Origin of the sequence: Mycobacterium kiyosense, assembly GCA_021654635.1 — a bacterium.
GTDB classification, from domain to species: Bacteria; Actinomycetota; Actinomycetes; order Mycobacteriales; family Mycobacteriaceae; genus Mycobacterium; species Mycobacterium kiyosense.
On the sequence record AP025179.1, the window covers coordinates 1558227 to 1570032 of the forward strand.

General features: G+C 68.7%; 10 protein-coding genes and 1 pseudogene. 4 read left to right on the plus strand and 7 right to left on the minus strand.

What is annotated here, in order from left to right:
* From L6444_RS07360 to L6444_RS07375, 4 genes are all read right to left on the minus strand, one after another.
* Complete coding sequence (locus L6444_RS07360; protein WP_236981525.1) at positions 1-1200, minus strand: CaiB/BaiF CoA transferase family protein; 1200 nt, start codon at positions 1198-1200, stop codon at positions 1-3.
* A complete protein-coding gene (locus tag L6444_RS07365; RefSeq protein ID WP_236981526.1) occupies positions 1197-2387 on the minus strand; it encodes an alpha/beta hydrolase in 1191 nt (396 codons plus the stop codon). The genes L6444_RS07360 and L6444_RS07365 overlap by 4 nt, the downstream gene beginning before the upstream one ends.
* A 108-nt stretch (positions 2388-2495) precedes the next feature.
* Complete coding sequence (locus L6444_RS07370) at positions 2496-3587, minus strand: homogentisate 1,2-dioxygenase (RefSeq protein ID WP_236981527.1); 1092 nt, start codon at positions 3585-3587, stop codon at positions 2496-2498.
* A 137-nt stretch (positions 3588-3724) separates the two neighbouring features.
* Positions 3725-4693, minus strand: a complete 969-nt coding sequence (locus tag L6444_RS07375) for an NADPH:quinone oxidoreductase family protein (RefSeq protein WP_236981528.1) — start codon at positions 4691-4693, stop codon at positions 3725-3727.
* A gap of 215 nt (positions 4694-4908) precedes the next feature.
* Here L6444_RS07375 and L6444_RS30460 point away from each other — a divergent pair, with 215 nt between their 5' ends.
* Entirely contained in the window at positions 4909-5391 is a 483-nt protein-coding gene (locus tag L6444_RS30460; RefSeq protein WP_459551910.1) for a hypothetical protein, read from the plus strand.
* A 212-nt stretch (positions 5392-5603) separates the two neighbouring features.
* Here L6444_RS30460 and L6444_RS30465 read toward each other — a convergent pair whose 3' ends face one another.
* Positions 5604-7202 carry a PE family protein gene (locus tag L6444_RS30465; RefSeq protein ID WP_459561272.1) on the minus strand — a complete coding sequence of 533 codons (1599 nt, stop codon included), beginning with the start codon at positions 7200-7202 and terminating at the stop codon, positions 5604-5606.
* Positions 7203-7361: 159 nt separating this feature from the next.
* Here L6444_RS30465 and L6444_RS07385 point away from each other — a divergent pair, with 159 nt between their 5' ends.
* Positions 7362-8222, plus strand: a complete 861-nt coding sequence (locus L6444_RS07385) for an oxidoreductase (RefSeq protein WP_236981529.1) — start codon at positions 7362-7364, stop codon at positions 8220-8222.
* Positions 8222-8761: a GNAT family N-acetyltransferase gene (locus L6444_RS07390; RefSeq protein WP_236981530.1), complete on the plus strand. Its 540-nt coding sequence runs from the start codon at positions 8222-8224 to the stop codon at positions 8759-8761. The genes L6444_RS07385 and L6444_RS07390 overlap by 1 nt, the downstream gene beginning before the upstream one ends.
* Positions 8762-8817: 56 nt before the next feature.
* On the opposite strand, the gene L6444_RS07395 is transcribed toward L6444_RS07390, so the two are convergent.
* Positions 8818-9846, minus strand: coding sequence for an amidohydrolase family protein (locus L6444_RS07395; RefSeq protein ID WP_236981531.1), 1029 nt, complete (start codon positions 9844-9846; stop codon positions 8818-8820).
* A gap of 75 nt (positions 9847-9921) precedes the next feature.
* Between L6444_RS07395 and L6444_RS07400 the strand changes: the two genes are divergently transcribed.
* Positions 9922-10569 carry a TetR/AcrR family transcriptional regulator gene (locus L6444_RS07400; protein WP_236981532.1) on the plus strand — a complete coding sequence of 216 codons (648 nt, stop codon included), beginning with the start codon at positions 9922-9924 and terminating at the stop codon, positions 10567-10569.
* Here L6444_RS07400 and L6444_RS07405 read toward each other — a convergent pair.
* Positions 10562-11765 (minus strand): annotated as a pseudogene (locus L6444_RS07405) (acyl-CoA dehydrogenase family protein). The gene L6444_RS07400 and the pseudogene L6444_RS07405 sit on opposite strands and share 8 nt — an antisense overlap.
* Positions 11766-11806: the final 41 nt, after the last annotated feature.

Genomic DNA, 11806 nt, shown 5'->3' on the forward strand with positions numbered 1-11806 from the left:
TCACAGCACCTCCCCGTTCTGCAGGGTCTCGAGCTCCGCATCGGTCTTGCCGAGCAGCCCGGTGTAGACGTCGGCGTTGTGCTGGCCGGGCCGGGCCGGGCCGGCGGTGCGCACCCGGCCGGGGGACTCGGAGAGCACCGGAACGATCCCGGGCCCCAGCACGTCGCGTCCGATCCGCTCGTCGTGGTGCGGCACCAGCATGCCGCGGGCCTGCAGCTGCGGGTCGTTGACCACCTCGGCGACGGTGTTGATCGGTCCCGCGATCACGCCTGCGGCAGAGAGGGTTTCGATGATGTCATCGGGTTGGCGCTGCGCGGCCCAGGCTCCGATGATGGCGTCCAGCTCGTCCTGGTTGCGGCCGCGGGCGGTGTGGGTGGCGAATCGCTCGTCGGTGGCGAGCTCCGGGCGGTCCATCGCCTTGCACAGCCGAGCGAACACGGTGTCCTGATTGGCTGCGATCACCACCCAGGATCCGTCGGCGCTGCGGTAGATGTTGGACGGCGCAATGCCCTCCAGCCGGGTGCCCGACGGGCCACGCACCACGCCGCCGACGTCGTAATCCGGAATGGTGGATTCCTGCACAGCCAAACAGGATTCGGTGAGCGCGACGTCGACCACCTGGCCTTTGCCGGTGACACTGCGCCGGTACAGCGCGGCCAGCGCGCCCTGCGCGCCGAACATACCTGCCAGGGTGTCGCCGAGCGACAGCGCCAGGCGCGGCGGCGGGCCGCCGGGAAAGCCGTTGAGGTGCCGCAGTCCGCTGGCCGCCTCGGCCACCGAGGCGTAGCCGGCCTTGTGCGCGTCGGGCCCGGTCTGCCCGTACCCGGACACCCGGACCAGGATGATGCCCGGATTGCGTTCGGACAACACCTCGTAGCCCAGGTTCCACTTTTCCAGCGTGCCCGGACGGAAGTTCTCCACCACGATGTCGGATTTCTCGACGAGTTCGAGGAACAGTTGGCGGCCTTGCGGTTTGCGTAGGTCGAGGGTGACGGCGCGTTTGTTGCGGGCGTGCACGGTCCAGAAGACATGGTGCCCGTCGACCTCGGCCTGGCCCCAGGTGCGCAGCGGGTCCGGGGCACCCGGCGGTTCGATCTTGATGACGTCGGCGCCCATGTCGCCCAGCAGGCGGCCGACCATGGGACCGGCGATCAGGGTGCCCAGTTCGAGCACTCTGATGCCGTCCAGGGCTCCGGTCATTCAGGCCCCGCGAAGTCGTGGCGTTGGAGCCAGTCGGTCACGATGTCGACGGCCTCGCGCAGCTTGTCGCGCTGGTCGGGGCCGGCGTAATAGTGGGTGGCGCCGTGGATTTCGTGCATCTCCTTATCCGGGTGCCCGATCGCCTCGAAGAGCCGCCGGGTGTGGCTGGGTGTGCATGCATCGTCGCCCAGGTTACCGATGACCAGGGCGGGGATCGCAAGGTCCTTGCCGCACGCCACGCCGTCGCCGCGGGCTTCGTCGTAACTCCACTGGGAGAGCCAGCCGCGCAGCGTGGAGTAGCGGGCCAGCCCGACCGGGCTCATGTTCACCACCTGCGGGTCGCCCAGGTAGCAGGTTCCCGGTTTGCGCTCGTTGGGATCGACCGTCGGGTCCAGCCAGCGTGGGTCGGCCATGGTGCCGTGCACGACGAAACAGAACTCGTCGTCGGGGCGCCCAGCGGCCTTCAGCTCGTCCAGCTTCTGGTGCACCCAGGCCGTGATGCGCCGGTTGCGGTCGATCTGGGCCTGCCGGTAACGCGCCAGGAACTCCTCGGTGTAAGGCGGCTGGTTGGGGTTGTCTGGGTTGTAGAGGTCGAGCTCGGGATCGCGTTTGGTGGGGTCGGATTCGTCGAGGATGGACGCGTCCAGCCATTCGGTCAGGGTGCCGTGCCGGGCGATGTGTGCGGCCAGCAGCATGATGCCGTCGGCGGCCGGCAGCTCCAGCTGGGTCAGGTCAGGGCCGTCGCCGGACGGGCTGGAGGTGATGGTCGCGTGCTGTGCCTGCTGTTGGTAGAACACCGACAGCGAGCCGCCGCCGCTCCAACCGGCCAGCACCACCTTCCGATAGCCGAGGCGGTTCTTGGCGTCCTTGATGCATTCGCCGAGGTCCTCGACCACCTTCTCCATCAGCAGCGCGGAGTCGGTGCCGCGAAACCGGCTGTTGCAGTAGATGACGTGGTGGCCGGCGCGGGCCAGCGCGTTGATCATCGGCAGGTAGGCGCCGCCGCCGATCGGGTGCATGAACACCAGCACGGTGTCGCTGGGCCGGTCCTTGGGCTTGAGCAGAAAGCTCTCCAGCACGGTGATCTCGGCGAGGCCGCCGTAGACGTCGCGGACGCCCGAATTGTTGGCGAAGGCAACGAGATAGGGGATGCGGTCGTAGTCGTGCTTAACGGGGGCGTGTTTCATCGACGCCACTCCTCCTCATCACTTCGTTCTGCATCGTCGATGGCGGGGTTCACTGACGCCACTCCTCCTCATCACTTCGTTCTGCATCGTCGATGGCGTGGTTCATGTTCAGTGTTGTCCTAGGTCGTTGGCCAGTATCTCGGGGGAGGGCGTGAGTCGTCGGCGGGTGTCGATGGCGATCACCTGCCAGTCGACCCGGGTGTAATCGTCGAACTTGCGTCGGGCTCGTTCCCGGGCCTTCTCCGGCGCGCCGTGATGAACCCCTTGCGGCGCATGGGAAATGAGGCCGGGAGGCATCGGGATGCCGTAGAGCGAGCCGCCGTGGAAGAACGCGATCTCGTCGTAGTCGACGTTGCGGTGATACCACGGTGTGCGTTCGGTACCGGGCACGGTTTCGGCGGGCTTGGGCAGGAAGTTCATCACGTAGACGCCGGTCGCCTGCATGAACAGGTGCACGGTCGGGGGCAGGTGCACGCTGTCGGAGGTGACGACGTTGTAGTCGTCGATGTTGAACGTGAACGCGAAATTGTCGCCGCGCCAGCCTTCGACGTCGAGCGGATTGTGTTGGTAATAAAGCGTTGTCGGTCCACCTTCATGGATCAGGCGGACCTCGTACTGGTCGCGGCCGTCGTCGTCGATGGGGGCGGGGTCGGGGATGACGGCCTGCGACGGGTCGAACGGGAAGTGCCGGCCCAGCGTGCCGGGTGGGGGCGCCCGGAACTCGTCGGTGGCCTCGATCATCAGCAAAGTTGTTTCGCTATCTGGGATTTGGCGCCAGGTACAGGCCTTCGGGATGTACACCCAGTCGCCCGGCCGGTAGCGCAGCGGCCCGAACTCGGTCTCCAACAGCCCGGAGCCGTTGTGTACGAAGCACAACAGGTCGCCGTCGACGTGCCGGGCGTAGAACGGCATCTCCTCATGGCGGCGGCTGAGCAGCACCCGGCAGTCGGCGTTACTGAACATCAGCAGCGGACCGCCGTTGGGATCGGTGGCATCGCTCGGCTTGAGCTGGTCGGCCAGGACGTCGGTCGGGCGCAGTGGGCCGACCGCATGGTAGGCGGTGGGGTCGTTGCGGCGGTACATGTTGGCGGTGCGCCCGGTGAAACCGCCGCGGCCCAGTTCGTCGTCTTTGAGGCCGTCGAGATCGGCGTGGACGCGCCGCGGTGTCTTGCCTTTGCGCAGGTGGATGAAGGATTCCATGGAGGCTCCGTTTAGTGGTCGACCAAAACTGAAAGTGACATTACTTTTTGTTTTGGGCTGAGGCAAGAGTGCGATCGCCCATCGCGGGGGAGCCGGTCGCGCCCCAATCAGCCTCGCGTTGACGCGGCCAGGCCGGGTCAGCGCACCCGCAGTACGACTTTCCCCTTGGCGGTGCGGTTCTCCAGCGACGCCACCGCGGCCGCGGCCTCCTCCAACGGAAAGACCTCCGGCTCCGGCGGTGCCAGCTTGCCCGAGGCGAACAACTGCTCGAGGGCGGCCCACTGTGCCTCGAGCGTGCCCGGGTGCCGGCCGGCCCACGCGCCCCAGCCCACGCCGACCACGTCAATGTTGTTGAGCAGCAACCGGTTTACCTTCACCGTCGGGATATCGCCGCCGGTGAATCCGATGACCAGCAGCCGCCCGGCCGGGGCCAGCGAGCGCAGCGAATCGGTGAACCGGTCACCGCCCACAGGATCGACCACGATGTCGACGCCCTGGCCGTTGGTCAGCTCTTTGACCGCGTCCTTGAACCCGTCGGCCAGCACCACGTCGGTCGCCCCTGCCGCGGAAGCGATCTCACCCTTCTCCTCGGAACTGACCACCGCGATCACCCGGGATGCCCCCAGCGCCGGCGCCAGCCGCAGCGCTGAGGTGCCGATCCCGCCGGCGGCGCCGTGCACCAGCACCGTCTCGCCCTGGGCCAGCCGGCCGCGGACGGCCAGCGCGAAGTACACCGTCAGGTCGTTGAACAGCACGCCCGCGCCGGACTCGAAGCTGACATTGTCCGGCAGTTTGAACACCCGGTCGGGGGCCAGCACCGCGACCTCGGCCATCGCTCCGGTCAGCATGGTCAAGCCCAGAACCCGGTCGCCGGGCTTGACGTGTGCACCGTCGGGCGCCGAGCGCACCACCCCGGCGAGTTCGGCGCCGAGCACGAACGGCGGGTCCGGCCGGTACTGGTAGAGGCCGCGGGTCAGCAGCGCGTCGGGGAAGGCCACCCCGGCCGCGTGGACGTCGACCACCACACCGTCGCCGGTGGGTTCGTCGACGTCTGTCACCTCGATGGCGTCCGGACCGTCCAGTCGTGTCACCCGTGCTGCGCGCATGCCGATCACCCTACTTCCGGCTCAGGACCCGCCCGCAACCCTGGTCGCGGCTGTGATCAGCCGGGGTCGCCGTTGTCGCCCGCCTTACCGGGGCTGCCGAATGCGCCGTTGCTACCGCTGACGCCGTTGGGCAAGCCACCTGCGCCGAAACTGCCACCAATGCCCGATCCGCCCGGCCCTCCGCCGGCGCCGGCGCTACCGCCGATGACGCTGCCGTGGCCACCGTCACCACCGTCGCCGCCGTCCCCACCCGTGCCGCCGGTACCGCCGGTACCTCCGGTGCCACCGTTATTTCCGGAGGAGCCGGCGACGCCGGCATCACCACCGATGCCTCCGGATCCCCCGGACTGACCTACGGCGCCCGTGCCGCCATTGCCGCCGACCCCGACCGTGGCGGTACCGCCCGCGCCGCCGCCCCCGCCGGTGCCTCCATGGCCACCTGCGCCGCCGGTACCGCCCGCGCCGCCGTCGTGACCAAGACCCCGGCCTGCCCTCGGCCGCCGGCGCCGGCGGTACCGCTGGCACCGGCCGCGCCGCCGTCTCCGCCGTCTCCGCCGATGCCGTTTGCGGTGGTGCCGCCGGCCCCGCCGCTGCCGCCGCCACCACCCGCGCCGGCCGCGCCGCCGGTGCCGCCGTTGCCGCCGTCGCCACCCGCAGCTTTGCCGCCATCGCCCCCGCGACCGCCAGTGCCGCCCTGACCGGCCATCCCGCCGGCGCCGCCGGTGCCCCGTTGCCGTTCGCTGCCTGGCCCCCAGGCCCGCCGTTGCCGCCCGCGCCGCCGGTCCCACCCGCGCCGCCGGCCCCGCCGTCCATGCCGGGGTGGACCCGCTAGCGCCGGCCAAGCCGTTGCCGCCATTACCGCCGCGGGCTCCGCTGCCGCCGGCGCCGCCATCGCCGCCGTTGCCGGAAATCAAGCCACCCGCGCCTCCGGCACCGCCGGCACCGCCAGCCCCACCGGATTGACCGGCGCGGTCGACGGTATTGCCTCCGTCGATACCAACCAGACCGTTGCCACCCGTTCCACCTTTACCGCCATTGCCGATGGATCCGCCGTTGCCGCCGGCCCCGCCAGCGCCACCGTTGGCGCCGGCGGCGCCCGACGCGGACCCAGCGCCACCGTTGCCGCCGTTGCCGACCGGACCGACGGGCAGGTTGCCGCTGCCACCGTTATCGCCTGCCTGAGCGCCCAGGCCGCCGGCGGCGCCGCCAGCGCCACCGCCCCCGCCATTGCCCGGATTACCGCCGTTGCCGCCCGCACCGCCGTTGATGTGCGGGAGTCACCCGCCGCGCCGTTGCCGCCGTCGCCGGGCACCCCGCCGTTACCGCCGGTGCCACCGTGACCTCCGTTGCCGGCGGCTCCTGCCGCACCGAGCGCACCGCCCCCTCCGCCGGCTCCGCCCGCGCCGCCAGCGCCGCCAAGGCCGCCGTCACCGCCTGACCCACCGGAGTGGCCCGCCCCGGCATTCACGCCCACCGCGCCTGGCGCGCCGGTGATGCCGGCTCCGCCGGTGCCGCCGAGTCCACCGGAGCCGCCTACTCCGCCGGCGCCACCATCGCCGATAAGCGTCCCACCGCGACCTCCGACGCCGCCGACGCCGCCGCTGCCGCCGTTCCCGCCTGTCCCGCCAGAATCGCCCGCGAGCAATCCGTCGGCCCCACACCCCCGTGGCCCCCACGCCCCCTGTTCCACCGGCCCCGCCGTTCCCGAGCAAGTACGCCTGACCCCGGTGCCGCCGACGCCGCCGGCACCGCCGGCGATGGTCGCGGCGCCGCCGACGCCGCCGACGCCGCCGTTACCCATCAGCAAGCCGCCGGTACCGCCCGCACCACCCGCGCCGCCGGCGAAGCCGACGCCGCCGGTGCCGCCGTTTCCGATCAATCCGGCGCTGCCGCCGCTACCACCGGTCGCTCCGACACCGCTGGTAGGCGAGTAGCCGGTGCCGCCGTCGCCGAAGAGGAACCCGCCGGCGCCGCCGGTCGGGCTTGCCGCCGTACCGGCGGCACCGTTACCGATCAGCGCCCGCCCGAACAACAAGTTCGTGGGCGCATTGATAATCGGGTCGAGTGCCTGCCCGATCGGGCTATTGATCCAGGCCTGGCCGGCTGAGTGGATCGGACCGTAGACGAAAGTCTGGAAGCCACTCGAGATCGGCGCCCCGAGGCTGGCCAGCTCACCGGCGGCGCTGCCGATCAGCGGCGTCGCCAGCAACGCTTGCACGGAGGCGGCGCTCGCCGCCTCCGCACTCCCATACGATGCGGCCGCCGCGGTCAAGGTTCGCACAAACTGCTGGTGAAAAGCAGCTGCCTGGGCGGACGCGCCTTGATATGCGTGGCCGTGCGCTCCGAAAAGCGCTGCAATGGCCGCCGACACCTCGTCGGCGGCCGCCGCGGCTACCGTCGTCGTCGGCAGGAGTGCAGCGAGATTGCCTTCCTGCAGGGTCGCGGCGATCTGCGCTAAATCTGCCACTGCCGTGTCTAATAATTGCGGTCCTACCAGCACAAATGACATCAAGACTCCATCCCCCGACAGACATCGTTTGTTCGCAATTGTTAGGTCGGGCCGACCGGCCAAAGAAGTGCCGAAAGTCCCAAGAGTGGAGGTTCGGCTGGGCGGATTCGTGGCGAGCGCAAGAAATTACCTGGTGGGCATCGCCGCTAGTGTCGACCTATGGATCGCTTTCCACTCGGTCAGTTTTCAGTCGCCCGCGTCGGCTTCGGGGCGATGCAACTCCCGGGTCCGGGGGTGTTCGGGCCGCCGCGCGACCGCGACGAGGCGCTGGCGGTGCTGCGCCGGGCCGTCGAACTCGGTGTCGACCACATCGACACCGCCCAGTTCTACGGCCCGAAAGTGGCCAACGAGCTGATCCGGGAGGCGCTGCATCCCTATCCGGAAAACCTGGCCCTGGTCAGCAAGGTGGGCGGACGTCGCGATGACGCCGGCGCGTGGCTGCCGTTGTCCGACCCGGCCGAGCTGCGCCGCGACCTGGAAGCTAACCTACGCACCCTCGGCGTCGACCAACTTGCGGCGGTCAATCTGCGACTTTTCGAAAGCGAAGGACCCGACCGGCTTTTCGATGAGCAGCTCTCGGTCCTGATCGCCGCCCGCGACGAAGGTCTGATCGGCGGCATCGGGCTCAGCGAAATCACCCGCGACCACCTGCTGCACGCACTTGAGCGCACCGAAATCGTCTGTGTGCAAAACGTTTTCAACCTCGTGCACCGGGTCTCCAAGCCGGTGCTGGACGAATGCTCAGCTCGGGGAATAGCTTTCGTGCCGTTCTTCCCGCTCGGCTCGGCGTTCAGCGGACCCAACAATCCGGTGCTCAACAACGAGCTGGTGCGCAGCGCCGCGCAGCGGTTGGGACATACCCCGGCTCAGATCGCGCTGGCGTGGACGCTGAGCGTGGCTCCCAACGTGTTGCTGATCCCGGGCACGTCGTCGGTGCGCCACCTGGAAGAGAACCTGGCCGTCGCCGACATCGAACTCGACGACGAGCTGCGCGCCCAGCTCGACTCCGTCGCCGGCTGATGCTGGTCCGGTCGGCGACAGTGGCCGACGCCGCGGCGTGCGTCGAGGTCTATCGGCCATACGTGCTGGACACCGTGATCTCCTTCGAGACCGACGTGCCCACCGTCGAGACCATGGCGGCGCGAATCGAGGCCGCCTTGGCGCGCTACGAATGGCTGGTGCTGGAGATCGACGGCACGGTCGCGGGTTATGCCTATGCGAGCCAATTCCATTCGCGCGACGCCTACCGGTGGGCGGTCGAGACCAGCGTCTACCTGGCGCAGCACCGGGCTCGCGCCGGCGGCGGACGGATGCTCTACACCGAACTACTCGGCCGACTAGCCGCGCGCGGCTTCCGGCGGGCATTCGCCTGCATCGCTCACCCGCACCCGGCCAGCTACGCGTTCCACGAGGCTTTCGGCTTCGAGCCGGTGGGGCACTTCCGCCGGGTCGGATGGAAACACGGTGCCTGGCACGACGTGCAATGGTGGCAGCGCGACCTGCTCGCCGACGAGACCGACCCGCCCACCGAGATCAGAGCTTCGCCGAGCGTGCAATGACGGCGGAAATCGCGAGAAATCGTCCCTCAGTTGACATTTGGTGATAGCGGGTGGTGTCAGCGCGCGTTGATCAGCTTGGTCACGCCGCGCATCACCGAACGGCTCACCGCACGCCGGATCCGCTGACCGACCGGTGCCGGCGTTGCCGGCTGCGGTGGGCCCAGCCGGGGGAACAGTGCGAGCGCATTCGTCCGCTCGATCGCCGTGCGGGTTTGCGGATCGATGCCCGGGTAGGTTTCCAGGCCCGCGGCGAACAGCTTGCCGACCGCAACCGGGGCGAATGGCCAGTCGGATCCGAAGGTGAGGTGTCCCGGCTTGGCGAAGGCCAACAGGCTGGGCAGCGCGGCGGCGCTGGACGACAACGCGGTGTCGAAGTAGAAGCCGGCGAAGTCGTCCAAGGCGTCGGCCGGACTGCGGCCGGTATCGCCGGTGATCGCGATCGCCATCCGGTGGGCGGAGTAGGGCACGAAACCGCCGGCATGGCTCAGGATGAACTTGATATTCGGGTAACGCTGTCGTATCCCGTTGCGCACCAACAAATATGCGGCGCGGGTGGTGTCGAGCAAGAAGTCGACGGCAAACGGCACCACGCCTGGCACCTGCGGTCCGGGCAGGTCGGCGGGATGGATGAAGACCACCGCCGAACGCGCGTCCAGGGCGGCGAACAACTCGTCCTGCCCCTCCTGGCCCAGGTACTGCCCGGCGTTATTGGCAAGCAGCACCACCCCGTCGGCGCGCAACGTGTCCAACGCGCGCACCGCCTCTGCCGAAGCCGCCTCGACGTTTGGCATCGCGACGGTGGCGAAGAAGCCGAAACGTGGTTCGGCGGCCACGAGTTCGGCGCCGTAGTCGTTCAGGTCGCGGGCCAGTGCGACGGCATCAGCGGGTTTGGACAGAAACGTGGTGCCGGGGGTGGACACCGACAGGATGGCAGTGGCGACGTCGAGTTCGGCCATCGTCTGCAGTGACCCCTCGGGGCTCCAGTCCGGCATGGCTCGCCCGCCTGCGGCCTCGATCCCTGCCTTCCGCAATGCGTCGCGGTAGAAGTCGGGAACCATGTGGTGGTGCGTGTCGATCCGGGGCATGCCGCTCCTCAAGCCTGTAGTGTAGTGATCACTACGGTAACTATAGGTGCCGGCGCGGGATCAAGGGGAGGTGGCATGACCGACAAGAGTGCGGCGTCCGAGCAGAAGGCCGAGCGGGCGCGCAAACGCCGCGCCGACGGTGAGCTGTCCCGCACCCGGATCCTGGATGCGGCCACCGAAATCGCAGCCGAACGCGGCTACGAAGGCACCAGCATCGGTCTGGTGAGCAAGAAGTGCGGGTTGCCGGCGAGCTCGATCTACTGGCACTTCAAGGATAAAGACGACCTGATCGCGGCCGTCATCGAGCGCAGTTTCGGCGCGTGGCTGTCCGCCTGGCAGCTCCCCGACGAAGGCAGCCTCGAAGAACGGACCATCGGACTCGCCACGCAAGCCGCCAAGGCGTTCCTGGAGGCACCGGACTTCATCCGGCTCGGGTTGATGCTGGCCCTGGAACGCCGGCCCATCGAACCGCGCGCCCGCACGATGTTCCTTCAGGTTCGCGCCCAGGCGTTCCAGCAGATGGTGCGCAACTTCACCGAGTACGCCGGCGGACTCACCGCCGCCCAGATCCACCATTTGGCGACGTACGCGGTGGCGGGTGCCGACGGACTCTTCATCGCCAGCGAGATCGGCGGTGATGCGGTCGACATGATCGCCCTGTTCGAGATGCACGGGCGCGCCATCTATGGACTGGCCCGCAGCATGCTCGACGGGACTACTTGAGCTCGGCCGACGACAGGCCCAGCAGGCGCCGGGCGACCACCAGTTGCTGGATCTGCTGGGTTCCCTCGAAGATGTCCAGGATCTTGGAGTCGCGTCCCCACTTCTCCAGCAGCATCTGCTCCGAATAGCCTGTGGTGCCGGCCAATTCGACCGACTTCAAGGTGACGTCGGTAGCCATCCGGCCGGCCTTGGCCTTACTCATCGACGCCTCTTTGGAGTTCGGGATGCTGTTGTCGGCCTGCCATGCCGCGCGCAGCGCCAACAAATAGCTGGCCTCCCAGTCCGACTCCATTCGCAGGAACTCCGCGGCGGCCGCGCTCTGGGCGTGCGACGGCCGGTCGTAGTCGATCTCCACTCCGGCCTCAGTGAGAATCCGGCGGATCTCTTCCAGGGCGGCGCGCCCGATCCCCACGGCCATGGCCGCGACGATCGGCCGGGTGTTGTCGAAGGTCTCCATCACCCCGGAAAAGCCCTTGCCTTCTTGGATTTCCGGGTCGCCGAGAATGTTGTCCTTGGGAATGCGGACGTTGTCGAAGCGGATCACCGCGGTGTCGGAGCCCTTGATGCCCAGCTTGTGCTCGAGGCGCTCCACGGTGACACCGGGATGCTCGCGCGGCACGATGAACGACTTGATCGCCGCCCGGCCCTTGGACTTGTCCAGCGTCGCCCACACCACGATGTGGGTGGCGCGCGAACCGGCCGTGACGAAGATCTTCTCGCCGTTGATCACGTACTCGTCGCCGTCGAGGGTCGCGGTCGTCGACACCGCCGCCGAGTCCGAGCCGAAACCTGGTTCGGTGATTGCCATTGCGGCCCATACCTTGCCGAGGCGCTCCAGTTGCTCGTCGGTCGCGACCGCGGAGATGGCCGCATTGCCCAGCCCCTGATAGGGGATGGACAGCATCATCGCCACGTCGCCCCAGCTGGCTTCCATGGTCTGTACCAGCGCGGCCATGTTGGCGCCGTTGTGGTTGTCCTCCTTGGTCGCCGCCCCGCGGAGTTCGTCGGCGCCGGCGAAGCTGAACGACTCCCGAGGCCCCCTCGAAGAGGGCGATCAGGGTGTCGAGTTCGACCGGGTAGGCGTGTTCCTTCAGGTCGTACTTGCGGGCGATCGGGCGCACCATCTCGGCGATACCCTGATGCGTCTTGGTGATCACCGCTTGCAACTTGCCCGGAAGCTCCAGATTGATTGCCATGATTGATCTTTCGCTCGAAGAAGTATGTTCTCTAGCCGACC